This is a genomic window from Paraburkholderia sp. DHOC27 (assembly GCF_003429005.1).
GTDB lineage: Bacteria > Pseudomonadota > Gammaproteobacteria > Burkholderiales > Burkholderiaceae > Paraburkholderia.
The window spans coordinates 482,153-497,454 of record NZ_QVQV01000003.1; the positions used below are offsets into that span (position 1 = coordinate 482,153).

14 protein-coding genes are annotated in these 15,302 nt (G+C 63.2%); 9 read left to right on the forward strand and 5 right to left on the reverse strand.

From position 1 onward, the window contains the following. Positions 1-27: 27 nt before the first annotated feature. Positions 28-1,662, forward strand: a complete 1,635-nt coding sequence (locus D0B32_RS14185; RefSeq protein WP_404935551.1) for a hypothetical protein — start codon at positions 28-30, stop codon at positions 1,660-1,662. Positions 1,663-1,710: 48 nt separating this feature from the next. Here D0B32_RS14185 and D0B32_RS14190 read toward each other — a convergent pair whose 3' ends face one another. Then, positions 1,711-1,953, reverse strand: a complete 243-nt coding sequence (locus tag D0B32_RS14190; protein ID WP_117334597.1) for a cysteine-rich CWC family protein — start codon at positions 1,951-1,953, stop codon at positions 1,711-1,713. 193 nt (positions 1,954-2,146) lie between these two features. On the opposite strand from D0B32_RS14190, the gene argB reads away from it, so the two are divergent. From argB to D0B32_RS14240, 8 genes are all read left to right on the forward strand, one after another. After that, positions 2,147-3,046 carry an acetylglutamate kinase gene (argB, locus tag D0B32_RS14200; RefSeq protein WP_117334598.1) on the forward strand — a complete coding sequence of 300 codons (900 nt, stop codon included), beginning with the start codon at positions 2,147-2,149 and terminating at the stop codon, positions 3,044-3,046. A gap of 120 nt (positions 3,047-3,166) precedes the next feature. Further along, positions 3,167-3,955, forward strand: a complete 789-nt coding sequence (locus tag D0B32_RS14205) for a pyrimidine 5'-nucleotidase (RefSeq protein ID WP_117334599.1) — start codon at positions 3,167-3,169, stop codon at positions 3,953-3,955. Further along, entirely contained in the window at positions 3,933-4,643 is a 711-nt protein-coding gene (gene slmA, locus D0B32_RS14210; protein WP_117334600.1) for a nucleoid occlusion factor SlmA, read from the forward strand. Before D0B32_RS14205 ends, slmA begins: the two co-directional genes overlap by 23 nt. A gap of 108 nt (positions 4,644-4,751) precedes the next feature. Continuing rightward, positions 4,752-5,327, forward strand: coding sequence for an HdeD family acid-resistance protein (locus D0B32_RS14215; RefSeq protein WP_117334601.1), 576 nt, complete (start codon positions 4,752-4,754; stop codon positions 5,325-5,327). Between the two features lie 236 nt (positions 5,328-5,563). Beyond that, a complete protein-coding gene (locus D0B32_RS14225) occupies positions 5,564-6,709 on the forward strand; it encodes a homoserine O-acetyltransferase (protein WP_117334602.1) in 1,146 nt (381 codons plus the stop codon). Further along, positions 6,706-7,314, forward strand: a complete 609-nt coding sequence (gene metW, locus D0B32_RS14230) for a methionine biosynthesis protein MetW (protein WP_117334603.1) — start codon at positions 6,706-6,708, stop codon at positions 7,312-7,314. The genes D0B32_RS14225 and metW overlap by 4 nt, the downstream gene beginning before the upstream one ends. 12 nt (positions 7,315-7,326) lie before the next feature. Further along, complete coding sequence (locus D0B32_RS14235; protein WP_117334604.1) at positions 7,327-8,721, forward strand: AmpG family muropeptide MFS transporter; 1,395 nt, start codon at positions 7,327-7,329, stop codon at positions 8,719-8,721. Positions 8,722-8,924: 203 nt separating this feature from the next. Further along, the gene (locus tag D0B32_RS14240; RefSeq protein ID WP_117334865.1) at positions 8,925-10,187 is read left to right on the forward strand and encodes a M48 family metallopeptidase; all 1,263 of its coding nucleotides are present in this window, start codon (positions 8,925-8,927) and stop codon (positions 10,185-10,187) included. Positions 10,188-10,268: 81 nt separating this feature from the next. Here the strand turns inward: D0B32_RS14240 and D0B32_RS14245 are convergent, their stop codons facing one another. The 4 genes from D0B32_RS14245 to gatA all read right to left on the reverse strand — a co-directional run bounded on the left by D0B32_RS14245 (position 10,269) and on the right by gatA (position 15,144). Further along, on the reverse strand, positions 10,269-11,048 hold the full coding sequence (locus D0B32_RS14245) for an exodeoxyribonuclease III (RefSeq protein WP_117334605.1): 780 nt from the start codon (positions 11,046-11,048) through the stop codon (positions 10,269-10,271). A 94-nt stretch (positions 11,049-11,142) separates the two neighbouring features. Then, a complete protein-coding gene (locus D0B32_RS14250; RefSeq protein ID WP_117334606.1) occupies positions 11,143-11,982 on the reverse strand; it encodes a PPK2 family polyphosphate kinase in 840 nt (279 codons plus the stop codon). 166 nt (positions 11,983-12,148) lie between these two features. Beyond that, a complete protein-coding gene (gene gatB / locus D0B32_RS14255; RefSeq protein WP_117334607.1) occupies positions 12,149-13,624 on the reverse strand; it encodes an Asp-tRNA(Asn)/Glu-tRNA(Gln) amidotransferase subunit GatB in 1,476 nt (491 codons plus the stop codon). Between the two features lie 2 nt (positions 13,625-13,626). Further along, the gene (gene gatA / locus D0B32_RS14260) at positions 13,627-15,144 is read right to left on the reverse strand and encodes an Asp-tRNA(Asn)/Glu-tRNA(Gln) amidotransferase subunit GatA (protein WP_117334608.1); all 1,518 of its coding nucleotides are present in this window, start codon (positions 15,142-15,144) and stop codon (positions 13,627-13,629) included. Positions 15,145-15,302: the final 158 nt, after the last annotated feature.

Consider the following 15,302-nt stretch of genomic DNA (forward strand, 5'->3'; position numbering starts at 1 on the left):
ACATCGCGTCACCGCCAGGATAGATTCATGTCGCATATGATTTCCGCCCCTGGCCACCCTGCGTGGCCCGCCTTTTTGACTTTTCTGCAACACGCGGCGGCAGCAAAGCAGCGCGGTCAGGTGGAAGCGCAGTGCATCTGGCTCGAAGCTGCCGGACATCTACAGGCGCTCGACGACACCGTTCTGCAACAAATCACGCGAGCGTTGCTCGAACAGCATCGTCACGATGATGTCATCGCGCTCTCCGCCGCCATTGCGCAACTTTATCCCGACGACCCGATCACCCACTTTCGCCTCGGCTATGCGCTGCAAATGGCGAATCGTCATCGTGACGCACTCGATCCGTATCGCCACGCACTCGCGCTGAACCCCGATCTTCCGCAACTGCGCAACAATCTGGCGGGCGCGCTGGCCATCCTCCGCGAGAACACGTCCGAACAGGTCGTGTTGCTCGAAGGCGCGGTCAAAGCGCAGCCGTCGAACAGCGACGCATGGATCAATCTCGCCCAGGCGTGCCGCTTTGCCATGAACTTGCCGCGCGCGTTGCAGGCCGGTCAACGCGCCGTCGAACTCGCGCCTGACAGTGCGCTCGCGCTCAACAACTATGCGCTGGCTCTCAAGGAAGCGCAACGTTGGGAAGAGGCGGAAGACCTCACGCAACGCGCCGCTGAACGCGCGCCCGGCGACCCGGCCATGCGTTCCAATCTCGCCCTGGTGCAGCTCGTACGCGGCGACTATGCGCACGGTTGGCCTGCACATGAAGCACGCTGGCAAGGCGCGATGGAACTGGGTGGCGCGCGGCCGGCCTTTCCGGCACCACAGTGGCAGGGCGAGCCGCTCGCGGGAAAAACCTTGCTGGTGTGGGGCGAGCAGGGCATGGGCGATCTGCTGCAAGGCTGCCGCTTCATTCCGCTGCTGGCCGAGCGCGTCCACGCAGAAGGCGGGCGCCTCGTATGGAACTCGTTTCCGCAGATGGGCGCCTTGCTCGAACGCAGTCTGGCGCAGCACGTCGACGCGTATTCGGCCGGAGGCGGCGTCGAGTCCCTGCCGCAGTTCGACTACGAGATTCCTCTCTTGAGCGTGCCGCTCGTGCTGGGCACGCTCGGCAACACGTTGCCGGAGACCGTGCCGTATCTGCATCCCGATCCGGCCGCGGTGGCCGCCTGGCGCTCGCGCCTAGCCGCAGAACACGGGCTCAACGTTGGCCTGGCGTGGACGGGGAGCCTGGGGCATCAGCGCAATCCTTTTCGCCGGGTGGGCTGGGAACGCTACGCGAAGGCCTTCGCGAAACTGGAAGGCGTGGCGTTCTATTCGCTGCAACCGGGCGCCGCGGCAGACGTCGCCGCCGCCCGTGACGCTGGCTTGCCCATGTTCGACTACAGCGGTGAACTGGCAACCTTCGATGACACGGCCGCGTTCGTCGGCGCGCTGGATCTCGTCATTACCGTTTGCACCTCGGTGGCCCATCTGAGTGGCGCGATCGGCCAGCGCACCTGGGTGCTGCTCGACACCAATCCACACTGGACCTGGCTGCTGGAGCGGCGCGACAACCCGTGGTATCCGTCCGCCACGCTGTATCGCCAACGCGAATTCGGCGAGTGGGGACCCGTCATGGACGAGGTCACGCATGATCTGGCCGCGCTGGCGAGTCCTGGCAAATAAGCACCGAGCAGTGCCAGAAAATGCCAACGCGCTTTGCGGCACGCCGCTTCAGTGATCCTCGCCGGCTTTCGTACTGGCACCGCCCGGCAGCCCTTGGGTCGCCGCGATTTCAGCGGCGAGGCACTCTGGACAAAGACATCGGCCGCCCGCCTCGAGACGGTTTGCGGGCAGGCTCGGCATGGCGGCGCACCAGCATCCCGGCGGCGCGGCGTGTCTGCCGCAGTCGAACGCATTGCCACAGCGCGGACAGCGGGCGCTTTTCACCGGCGCTTGGGAGGCGGGCGGGTTCATGACAGTTCCGAGTAAAACCGGACATCCGGTGGAGAAATAATGCCACGTCTCGCAGGACGGTTGAAAGCATCATTGCGTGGTGTGAAATTAGCCGTCCGGCCGAGGCCTGTTACGTGTGGAAATCCCTGCTGCACTGCGCCAGTCCTGTACAATTCGCCGTGTTTCAACTGTTCCGTGCCTGAGCCCCGCCGCCATGTCCGACATTCCCGACCTCTCGCAGATCGCGCCCACCCTCAAGGCTGAAATCCTGGCCGAGGCGCTGCCTTACATCAAGCAATATCACGGCAAGACCGTGGTCATCAAATACGGCGGCAACGCGATGACCGAAGAGCGCCTGAAGCAAGGCTTCGCGCGCGACGTGATTCTGCTGAAGCTGGTCGGTATCAATCCGGTCATCGTGCACGGCGGTGGTCCGCAGATCGACCAGGCGCTCAAGAAGATCGGCAAGCAGGGCACGTTCATCCAGGGCATGCGCGTCACCGACGAAGAGACGATGGAAGTCGTCGAGTGGGTGCTCGGCGGTGAAGTGCAGCAGGATATCGTCACGCTCATCAATCACTTTGGCGGCCAGGCTGTGGGCCTCACCGGCAAGGACGGCGGCCTGATCCACGCGCGCAAGATGCTGATGCCCGACCGCGACAACCCCGGCCAGTACCTCGATATCGGTCAGGTGGGCGAAGTGGAGGCGATCAATCCGGCTGTCGTGAAAGCGCTCCAGGACGACGCGTTCATTCCGGTCATCTCGCCTATCGGCTTCGGTGAAGACGGCCTTTCCTACAACATCAACGCGGATCTGGTCGCGGGCAAGCTGGCGGTCGTACTGAACGCCGAGAAGCTCGTCATGATGACCAACATCCCCGGCGTGATGGACAAGGAAGGCAACCTGCTCACCGACCTGTCGGCGCGGGAAATCGACGCGCTGTTCGAAGACGGCACCATCTCCGGCGGCATGCTGCCGAAGATCGCTTCCGCACTCGACGCGGCCAAGAGCGGCGTGCGCTCGGTGCACATCGTCGACGGCCGCATCGAACATTCGGTTCTGCTGGAAATTCTCACCGAACAGCCGTTCGGCACGATGATCCGCTCGCATTAATATGCGCTGCGTGCGCGGCACGTCCGGTGGATGTGCCGCGCAAACCTGCTGATGGAAAGCTGGCAGCCGCCCGCAGCCTCAATGCAGTAGCGGCACGCGCCAGCACCGCTCCTCACCCTCATGCGCACTTTCCCCTCAAGACACACCCGGCGCCGTCGACCGCACATTGCGGGCGGCAGTCCCGTGTGGCTCTTCGATCTCGACAACACCCTGCACCACGCGTCGCACGCGATCTTTCCCGCTATCAACCGGGCGATGACGCAATACATCATCGACACGTTGCAGGTGGAGCGAGACGAGGCCAACCGCCTGCGCACCGGCTACACGGAGCGCTACGGCGCAGCGCTGCTCGGCCTGACGCGTCACCATCCGGTCGATGCGCACGACTTCCTGAAAGTCGTGCACACGTTTCCCGACCTGCCTTCGATGGTGCGCAGCGAGCGCGGTCTGGCGCGGCTCGTCGCCGCGCTGCCCGGCCGCAAGATCGTGCTGACCAACGCGCCCGAAGACTACGCCCGCGCCGTGCTGGCCGAGTTGCGTATCGAGCGGCTGTTCGAGCGCGTGATCGCCATCGAACACATGCGCGACCGCCGCTACTGGCGCGCCAAGCCGGACCCCAGCATGCTGCGCCGGGCCATGCGCGACGCCCACGTGCCGCTTGCCGACGCGATCCTCGTCGAAGATACCCGCTCGCATCTGAAAAACTACCGCCGGCTCGGCATTCGCACCGTGTGGATTGTCGGCCATCTGCCGAATCCGCTGCGCGCGGACGGCACGCTGGGCCGCCTGCCGGGTACTGGCCGTCCGCACTATGTCGACCGACGCATTCGTTCGCTAAAATCACTGAGATTGGGCACCCGCTCAGTGCGACTGAAGGGACGACAGCATGCAACCGGATCACAAGCATGACGAAGCCGTAACCGAAGACCAGCCAGGCCAGGACAGTAGTCCTCACCGTGCCGCGCGCCTCAAACCGGGCGAGCGGCGCGTGCATATCCTCCAGACACTCGCCTCCATGCTGGAGGCGCCAAAAAACGAAAAGATCACGACGGCGGCGCTGGCCGCCCGGCTGGGTGTCTCCGAAGCCGCGCTGTACCGGCATTTCGCCAGCAAGGCGCAAATGTTCGAAGCCCTGATCGAGTTCATCGAACAATCCATCTTCGGGCTCATCAACCAGATCGTCACCAAAGAACCGAATGGCGTTTTGCAGGCACGTGCCATCGCGTTGATGCTGCTCAACTTTTCCGCGAAAAATCCGGGCATGACGCGGGTGCTGACCTGCGAGGCGCTGGTGGGCGAACACGAGCGTCTGACAGAGCGCGTGAACCAGATGATCGAACGTGTCGAGGCGTCGTTCAAGCAATGCCTGCGACTCGGTCTGATGGACGCCAATGTCCAGCAGGATCAGGCCTCGGCGGACCGTTCAGACAGTCCGCATGGCACACCCGTACCGTTGCCGGGCGACTACGATCCAGCCGTGCGCGCCAATCTTTTGTTGAGCTATATCGTGGGTCGCTGGCACCGTTACGTGCGTAGCGGCTTCGCACGCAACCCGGCCGAACAGGCAGATGCTCAGTTAAGATTGATTCTTCAGTAGTCCGTTGAAGTTTCGTGCAAGGACGGCGGCACTCCCTCATGTGCCGACGTCCTTACACGGATCGCACCGGACTGCGCCTCAATCCTGAACTCTGGGAGTCACCACGCCATGAACAGTCCATTCCTGTCCACGTTGCCGCCGGGCCTGCATACACTGGCCGCCCACTGGGGCTGGCTCGCCATCCGCGGCATCGTCGCCATCCTGTTCGGCATCCTTGCCTTCACGTTGCCGGGCCTCACCATCACCACGCTGGCGCTCGTGTGGGGCGCCTATGCGATCGTCGACGGCGCCTTCGCGCTCATCTACGGGGTGCGGGGCGGCGGCACACGGCGCTGGGCTTATGCATTCGTCGGCTTGATCGGCGTCATTGCCGGGCTGATCGCGTTCTTCTGGCCGAACGAAACGGCCATCATCCTCGTGATGATTATCGGCGCGTGGGCGCTCGCGGTCGGCATCTTCGAAATCATCTACGCCATTCAATATCGGCGCGCCAATGCGCATCCCTGGGTGGTCGGCCTGTCGGGTCTGTTATCCGCCGCAGTGGGCGTGTTTATCCTGATGTATCCGGGCGCGGGCGCGTTGTCACTGATCTGGCTGATCGGCACGTATGCGATCTTCTATGGCGTCCTGATGCTGTTTGCCGCCATCCAGTTACGGCGCTTCCGAAACCGTGCGGGTGCCTGAGTGCGGCCCGCGCCGACGCTGTCACGGCGAATTTTCCGCTATACTTTGCGCCTGAATGATGTGATTGATGCTGTAACAGACGCGCCGATTTGCTGACTCGATTGCGGGCGCGCGAACCAGCCGGACTCCAGTCCGGCGGTTCACTATAAATGCGGCTAAAGAGGTCGTCAGCCGCGCACCCTGTCTCTTCGCGCATTGCCGACACCATTTAGCCGCTCCTGTAGAAGGCGGAATGAATGGAATCGATCGGTATCGTCGCTCCCCAAAAAATGCATTTCCCCGAGCCGCTGCTCATGCAGAACGGCAGCTCGCTCGCCAGCTTCGACCTGATGGTCGAGACCTACGGCACGCTCAACGCAGCACACAGCAATGCCGTGCTGGTTTGCCACGCGTTGAACGCCTCGCACCACGTGGCAGGCGTCTACGCCGACGACCCCAAGAACGTCGGCTGGTGGGACAACATGGTCGGCCCCGGCAAGCCGCTCGACACCAACCGGTTCTTTGTAATCGGCGTGAACAACCTGGGTTCGTGCTTCGGCTCGACCGGGCCCATGAGCTTGAACCCGGCCACTGGCGAACCGTATGGCGCGAGTTTTCCGGTGGTCACCGTCGAAGACTGGGTCAACGCGCAAACCCGCGTGGCGGACGCGTTCGGCATCCAGCGCTTCGCGGCGGTGATGGGTGGCAGTCTGGGCGGCATGCAGGCGCTCGCGTGGAGCATGATGTATCCGGATCGCGTCGGCCACTGCATCGTGGTGGCGTCGACGCCCAAGCTCTCCGCGCAGAACATCGCATTCAACGAAGTCGCGCGCTCGGCGATCCTCTCGGACCCGGACTTCCATGGCGGCAACTACTACGCGCACAACGTGAAGCCGAAGCGCGGCTTGCGCGTGGCGCGCATGATCGGCCACATCACGTATTTGTCGGATGACGACATGGCCGAGAAATTCGGCCGCTCGCTGCGGCGCGCCGAAGGCGCACTGGATGCGTACAACTTCAATTTCGACGTCGAATTCGAAGTGGAGTCGTATCTGCGCTATCAGGGCGACAAGTTCGCCGACTACTTCGACGCCAACACGTATCTGCTGATCACCCGTGCGCTCGACTACTTCGATCCCGCCAAGGCCTTCGACGGCGATCTGACCAAAGCCGTCGCTCACACCACGGCGAAATACCTGATTGCCAGCTTCACGACCGACTGGCGCTTCGCGCCGGCGCGCTCGCGCGAACTGGTGAAGGCGCTGCTGGATCACAAGCGCACGGTCACGTATGCGGAAATCGACGCCCCGCACGGCCACGACGCTTTCCTGCTCGACGACGCGCGCTACCACAACGTGATGCGCGCCTATTACGAACGTATTGCCAGCGAGGTGAACGCATGAACCAGCGCGCTCTCGATTATCTTGCGCTGCGGCCCGACTTCCGCGCCATCGCCCGCTGGGTCGAACCGCGGGCGACCGTGCTCGACCTGGGCTGCGGCGACGGTTCGCTGCTCGCCACACTGAGCGAAGAACTCGAAGTGACGGGCTACGGCATCGAAATCAACGACGCCGGCGTGCTCGCTTCCGCGAAGAACGGCGTGAACGTGATCCAGCAGAATCTCGAGGACGGCCTGCGTCTCTTCGAAGACGGCAGCTTCGACTTTGCGATCCTGTCGCAGACCTTGCAGACCATTCATCAGACAGCGGCGATCCTGCGCGAGACGGTGCGGGTCGGCAAGCAGTGCATCGTCTCGTTCCCGAATTTCGGCTACTGGGCGCACCGGTTGTCGGTGTTGCAGGGGCGCATGCCGGTGTCGAAATCGCTGCCTTATCAATGGCACAACACGCCGAACGTGCGGGTGCTGACCATCAAGGATTTCGAGGCGCTGGCGCCGGAGGTCGGCATCGAAATTCTCGACCGCGTAGTGCTGCACGGCGGTCAGGCGGTGCGTTGGGGCGTGAACTGGCGTGGTAGTCTTGCGGTCTATCGCGTCAAGAAAAGCTAACCACACCTCCAAATGTCGAACCCGCCGCACGAGGCGCCCGCACTAACCGCTCATGTAGAACATACCGGCTGGCGTGCCTTTCTAAATACGCACATGCTGATTTGCGTCTTTCTCGGCTTCACGTCGGGATTGCCGCTGTTCACGCTCGTCTATCTGGTGCAGGCGTGGTTGCGCTCAGAGGGTGTCAATCTGAAGGAGATTGGCCTCTTCGCGCTGATCCAGTTTCCCTACACCTGGAAGTTCATCTGGGCTCCGCTGATGGACCGCTACGTGCCGCGCCTGCCCGGCTGGCGGCCTGGTCGGCGACGCGGCTGGATGCTGGTCACGCAGATTCTCGTGGCGGGCGCGATTGCCTCGCTCGGATTCGTCTCACCGAAAGAAGCGATCTGGACGGTTGCCGCGCTGACCGCGCTGGTCGCGTTCTTCGGTGCAAGCCAGGACATTTCCATTGATGCCTACCGGCGCGAACTGCTGACCGACACCGAGCAGGGTCTCGGCAACGCAGTGCACGTGAACGCTTACAAGATCGCCGCGCTGGTGCCGGGTTCACTCGCGCTGATCCTCTCGGACCATCTGCCGTGGACCACCGTGTTCATGGTCACCGCGGCGTTCATGGTGCCGGGCATGATCATGACGCTCGTCGTGCGTGAGCCCGAAGTGCACGGCGCGCCGCCCAAGAATCTGCGCGAAGCGATCGTCGAACCGTTCCGTGAATTCATCCAGCGTGATGGATGGCGCGGCGCGCTGTTCGTGCTGAGCTTCATCTTTCTCTACAAGCTCGGCGATACGATGGCGACCAATCTGTCGACGTCGTTCTTCCTCGATATCGGCTATTCGCGCACGCAGATCGGCGTGATCGCCAAGACCACCGCGTTCGGTGCGAGCCTCGCGGGCGGCATCGTCGGCGGTATCTGGATGATGCGCATCGGCATTGGCCGCGGCCTGTGGGTATTCGGCGCGCTGCAGATGCTGTCCACCTTCGGCTTTGCGTGGCTCGCGCATCTTGGGCCTTCTTCGCCCGGCCTCACGGCGATCTACGATTTCGCGGTCTTCACCAGCCACGCGGTGACGGAACTGCTGTCCGTGTTCGGCATCGACTGGACGGTGCAGCTCGATCCACGCTCGGTGGCGCTGGCGCTCGTCTATGGGCTCGAAACCTTCGCCACCGGTCTGACGATGGCCGCGTTCACTGCCTACATCGCCAGCACGACGGACCCGCGCTACACCGCGACCCAGTTCGCGCTTTTCACGAGCCTCGCGTCCGTGCCGCGGACGTTGGCCTCGGCGGCAAGCGGTTACGTGGTCGCGCAGATCGGCTGGTTCGATTACTTCCTTGCCTGTACCGCGCTGGCGCTGCCCGGCATGCTGCTGCTGCTGCGCATCGCGCCGTGGAGAGCGAAGCCGTGAGCGGGGTCGTTACGCGGCGGGTGGCGGCGTCGACGGGCGTGGGACCTGTCGACGGCGGGGCGGCTTCGGCTCCCGTTACCGTTGCGTATCGCGCTTTGGAAGACACGGCTGCTCACCCCGTATCTCCGAGGCAAGAGTCGGCGTGGAGCGTGTTACGGCGTTTGGCAGTCGCGCGAGTGTCGCGCTCGCTGCGGACGGCGTTGATGTTGCTGGTCCCGGTGAGTGGCGCCGTCGTCGCGCCATGCAACGCCTATGCGGCCGCCATGCCCGCTGTCGCGGCGTCAGCGGCATCGGGCTCTTCGCCCACCTCCAGCCCTTCGACGCCGCTTCCTCCCAGCGCGCCCGCTGCCAGATCGGCACCGAGTGCCCCGTCTGCGGAAGGTCCTGCGGCGGCGACATCGAATGCAACAAGCGGCGCCAATGCAGCCAGCGGACCCACCACGAACGGCACCGCAAACGCGCCGTCCGCCGCACCCGCCGTGTCAGCCTCGGGCGTGCAGCCCAACCCGCCGGTCACGGCGAAGCAGCCCGCCCGTACGCCCGCCGCCGCGTCTGCATCGGCCACCGGCGCTGCGACCGGCTCGGCTACGGCCACAGCTTCTGCCCCGAGTGCCGCCTCAGCCAGCGAAAACAAGGCGCCGGCCTACTCGCCCAATCCGCAGCCGCAATTCGGCAAATACGCGCTGTTCCGCAACCTGATTCCTTCACCGGCTCTGGAAAGCCAGGCGGCCGATGAATTCGCCGAGATCGTGCGCGGCGCCGTCCACGCCGACCGGCTCTACCCCGACACGGATGCACGTGTGATCCGCGTGCAAACCATCGTCGACAAGCTGATTCCGTACTCGTTGAAGTGGAACGAGCGGGCCAAAAACTGGAAGTGGGAAATTGCGGTGATCCGTTCGCCCGATATCCGCATGTACTGTCTGCCGGGCGGCAAGATCGTGATTTACAGCGGCATTCTCGATCGCGTTCGTCTGAACGACAATGAACTCGGCATGCTGCTCGGCCATGAGATCGCGCACGCGTTGCGTGAGCACGCACGCGAGCGCCTCGGCGAACAACAGGCGGGGCAGCTCGATTCGACCGGGACCATTCCGCAATTGTTCGGGCTCGCCGATCTCGGCGTAGCGCCGCTTGGCATCGGTTCGCAACTGCTGGAAATGAAATACTCGAACACCGACGAAACCGAAGCCGATGTGATTGGCAGCGACATCGCCTCACGCGCCGGCTACGACCCGCGTGCTGCCATCACGCTGTGGGACAAGCTGGCCGCCGCGACGCGCAGCAATCACGATCAGGGCTATATCTACGTACATCCGTACACGCCGGCACGGCGCGCCGACATCATGAAACGGCTGCCGGATATGCTGGTGCTCTACGCCAAGGCGATTGGCAAAACGGTCGACCAGCTCCCGGACTATGCCGGCATCGGGCGGCCTCGCCGCACCGGCCTGCGCGATCAGTAATCCGCTTGCAGACGTTAAGCGAACGTCCAGACTCGCACGCTTCGCTTCACGTCTGCGCTGCCACCGACGCCTGACGTCGGATTACTTCTTCACCTTGTGGTCGTAATCGACCGTTAGCGGCGCGTGGTCACTGAACTTGATGTCGCGGAACACCTCGGTACGCTTGGCCTTGCTGGCAATGCCGGATGTCGCGATCTGATAATCGATCCGCCACCCCACGTTCTTCGCGTACGCCTGGCCGCGATTGCTCCACCACGTGTACTGCTCGGGGCGCTGATCGAGCGTGCGGAACACGTCCACATAGCCCACTTCGTCGAACAATTTGGTGAGCCACGCACGCTCTTCCGGCAAGCAACCTGAGTTCTTCTGATTGCTCTTCCAGTTCTTGATGTCGATTTCCTTGTGGACGATGTTCACGTCGCCGCACACGATCACCTCGCGCTCCTTGCCGAGTTCGGCGAGATGCGGCATGAACTCGTCCATGAAGCGGAACTTGGCTTGCTGACGGTCTTCACCACTCGAACCGGACGGCACATACACCGACACGATGGAGAGCTTGCCAAAACGCAGCTCCACGTAGCGCCCTTCCGGATCGAACTCTTCGCTGCCAAAGCCGATCACGACTTCATCCGGCTCGTGCCGCGTATAAACGCCCGCGCCGCTGTAGCCTTTCTTCACCGCATGCTGGAAATAGCCGGTGAAATTGTGCGGCGCGAGGAATTCAGGCGTCATGTCGTCCTGCGAGCATTTGATTTCCTGCACGCACAACACGTCGGCTTTCTGCTCGCCGAACCATTCGAAAAAGCCTTTCTTTGCCGCGGAGCGGATGCCGTTCAGGTTGGCGGTGATAACACGCAACATGTCGTTCCTTTCTTGTTGATTCGTGATGGGTAGGGCGTCGCGGTGAGCGCCACGCCTGGACCGCCGGGGCCTGGGCCAGCGGTCCGCTTTTAGGTCATTCGACCTTCACGCCCTTGAGCGATTCCTTCGCGGGCGGATATTCGAGCTTCAAACCTTCGAGCGTACGCAGCAGCAACTCGGCGACCATCACGTTGCGATGCGTCTTCGAATCGGCCGGGATGATGTACCACGGCGCAAACTCGGTCGAAGTCGCGGCCAGTGCATCCTGATACGCCTCCTGATATTGGTCCCATTGCTTGCGCGCTTCGAGATCCGACACGTCGAACTTCCAGTGCTTGGTCGGATCGTCGATGCGCGCCTGCAAACGCTCGCGCTGCTCGTCCTTCGAAATGTGCAGCATGCATTTGATGATCGTCGTACCGCTGTCCGCGAGCAACGCTTCGAACTCGCGAATGTGACGGTAGCGCGTCTGCGCTTCGTCCTTGTTCAGTTGCCCCAGCACCACCGGCACCAGCACGTCTTCGTAGTGACTGCGGTTGAACACCGTCAACTCGCCGGCAGCCGGTGCCTGTGAATGGACGCGCCAGAGAAAATCATGCGCCAGCTCGGTAGGCGTGGGCGCCTTGAACGGCACGATCCGCAGGCCGAGCGGATCCACCTCGTGAAACACCGCACGCACCGTGCCGTCCTTGCCGCTCGTATCCATGCCCTGCAGCACCAGCAACACGCGCTGCACACGCTGCGCATGCAGACGCTCCTGCAACGCGTCGAGCTGCGCGCCGACTTCGGCGAGGCGCGCCTTGTCGGAATCTTTTGATCCCGTCGAAAACGGCTTCGTGCCCGGATCGAATTGCGCGAGCGCGAATTTCTCGATGCGTTTGGTGTCATCGAAATACGGCACGCGGTAATCGTCGAGTTCCGGCTTTTTTGACATGCATGTTCTCCCGAATCTGCCGCCGCGCCTGTACCGTCCAAACGCCGCGGGGTCCTGCAAAAGGAAACGGGCCGCTGCCCTACTTTCGTCCGGCAACAGCCCGTCTCGGAGGGACGCAGCGCACACCGAAGCGCAAGCCGCGTCCCTCACCTTACCTCGTCCAGGATCAGGACAGCTTCTTCTTCAGCAGTTCATTGACCTGCTGCGGATTCGCCTTGCCCTTGGTCGCCTTCATGGCCTGACCGATCAGCGCGTTGAAGGCCTTTTCCTTGCCCGCGCGGAATTCCTCGACCGACTTCTGATTGGCTGCGAGCACTTCGTCGATGATCGCTTCGAGCGCGCCAGTGTCGGAAATCTGCTTGAGGCCCTTCGCTTCGATGATGCGGTCAGCGGCAGCTTCGTCCGTGGCCTTTTCGTCCCACATGGCGACGAAAATTTCCTTGGCGATCTTGTTCGAGATCGTGCCGTCAGCAATGCGCTGCAACAGCAACGCGAGCTGCGCCGACGAGACCGGACTGTCGGCAATCTCGAGCCCCTCGCGATTCAGCAGCGACGACACCTCGCCCATCATCCAGTTCGCTGCAACTTTGGCGTGTGCCGCGCCGATCTTCGCCACCACGGCTTCGTAGTAGGCGGCCATCGCCTTGCTCGAGGTCAGCACCACGGCGTCATACGGCGTCAGACCGTATTGCTCCACCAGACGCTGCTGAATCGCCACCGGCAGCTCCGGCATTTCGGCCTTCACGCGCTTGACCCATTCCGCGTCGATCATCAGCGGCATCAGATCGGGGTCGGGGAAATAGCGATAATCGTGCGCGTCTTCCTTGCTGCGCATGGAACGCGTTTCGCGGCGGTCCGGGTCGTACAGACGCGTTTCCTGCACCACCGTGCCACCGTCTTCGATCAGTTCGATCTGACGGCGCACTTCGTATTGAATCGCTTCTTCGAGGAAGCGGAACGAGTTCAGGTTCTTGATCTCGGCGCGCGTGCCGAATTCCGCTTGCCCGACCGGGCGCACGGACACGTTCGCATCGCAACGGAACGAGCCTTCCTGCATGTTGCCGTCACAAATGCCGAGCCATGTGACGAGCGTATGCAGCGTCTTGGCGTAGGCAACCGCTTCGGCCGCACTGCGCATTTCCGGCTCGGTGACGATTTCGAGCAGCGGCGTGCCGGCGCGATTCAGGTCGATGCCGGTCATGTCCGCGAAGTCTTCGTGCAGCGACTTGCCCGCGTCTTCTTCGAGGTGGGCGCGCGTCAGATTGATAGTCTTGACGTAGGCTTCCTTGCCCGCCTTTTCATTGGCCGGCACCTGAATCGTGACCGTGCCGCCCTGCACGACCGGAATCTCGTACTGGCTGATCTGATAGCCCTTCGGCAGATCGGGGTAGAAATAATTCTTGCGCGCGAAGATGCTGCGCGGCGCGATGGTCGCGCCGATGGCGAGACCGAATTCGATGGCGCGCTGCACGGCGCCGCGGTTCATCACCGGCAGCGTGCCCGGCAGGGCGAGATCCACGGGGCAGGCTTGCGTGTTGGGCTCAGCGCCAAACTGCGTGGCCGCGCCCGAGAAAATCTTCGAAACGGTCGACAGTTGCGTGTGCGTTTCGAGACCGATGACAACTTCCCATTCCTTGGCCATAGTCAAACTCCTGCCGGTGCTTTGCGGTGCCAGTCCGTGGCACGCTGGAACGCGTCTGCAACCTGCAGCATGCGAGCTTCATTGAAGTAGTTGCCGATGATCTGCAGACCCACCGGGCGCTGCGCATTCGCGCCCGCGCCAAAGCCGCAGGGCACGCTCATGCCGGGCAAACCGGCGAGGCTCACCGAGAGCGTGTAGATATCGGCGAGATACATCTGCAGCGGATCGTCGCCCTTGGCGCCGAGATCCCACGCCACCGATGGCGCGACCGGTCCCATGATGACGTCGCACTGCTCGAACGCCTGCTGGAAATCCTGCGCGATGATGCGGCGGATCTTTTGCGCCTGCAGGTAGTACGCGTCGTAGTAGCCGTGCGACAGTACGTAGGCGCCCACCAGAATGCGCCGCTTCACTTCCGGACCGAAGCCCTCGGCGCGCGACTTCTTGTACATGTCGAGCAGATCACGGTATTCCGCGGCACGATGGCCGTAGCGCACGCCGTCGAAACGCGACAGGTTCGACGAAGCTTCCGCCGGCGCGATCACGTAATACACCGGGATGGAGAGCTCGGTTTTGGGCAGCGACACGTCTACGAGCGTGGCGCCGAGTGCTTCGTATTGCTTCAGGGCGGCGTCGATGGTCGCGCGCACGTCGTCCGCGAGACCCGCGCCGAAGTATTCCTTCGGCAAGCCAATGCGCAATCCTGCCAGGGGCTTCGCGCCAGCACCTGCTGGGGCTGCAGAACCCGCAGCAGCGTCAGCCGACCACGCCTGACCCAGGTAACGCGTGTAGTCTTCGTCGTCACGCTGGAGGCTGGTCGAATCGTGCGTGTCGAACCCGGCCATTGCGTTGAGCAGGGTGGCGCAATCCGACGCGCTTTGCGCCATCGGACCCGCCTGGTCGAGCGACGACGCAAACGCGATCATGCCGTAGCGCGACACGCGGCCATACGTGGGCTTGATGCCGGTGATGCCGGAGAACGACGCCGGCTGGCGAATCGAGCCGCCGGTATCTGTGCCGGTGGCAGCCGGCGCAAGGCGCGCGGCGACCGCCGCCGCCGAGCCGCCCGACGAGCCACCCGGCACCGCCTTGAGGTCCCACGGGTTCTGCACCGGACCGAAGTACGAATTCTCGTTGGAGGAGCCCATCGCGAACTCGTCCATGTTGGTCTTGCCGACGCACACCATGCCGGCGCGATTCAAACGCTCGACCACGGTTGCATCGAACGGGCTCGTGTAGTTGGCGAGCATTTTCGAACCGGCCGTGGAGCGCCAGCCGCGCGTGACGAACACGTCCTTGTGCGCGATCGGCACGCCCACCAGCGGCCCGGCGTGGCCGGTGTGAAGCAGCGCGTCGGCGGCTTTGGCCTGCGCCAGGGTCAGCTCTTCGTCGACCTGCACGAAGGCGTTCAGGCTGTTGGCGTCAGCGATGCGTTTTAGATACAACTGCGCCAGTTCGACTGCTGAGCATTCCTTCGCAGCGAGCGCGGCACGCAGTTCGGTCAAGCTTTTTTCATGCATTACGTTCTTCCTGAAGAGCGCGGCAGCGCCGCAGGCACTGCCGGAGAGGCGTTTGGCCAGACAGCCGGTGGATCCCGCCTAAGAGTCACACCTATGAGTCACACCTATAACCCACGCCGGGCAAAACCTCGCGGCGCCACGCGCCGGGGCCCGTTGGT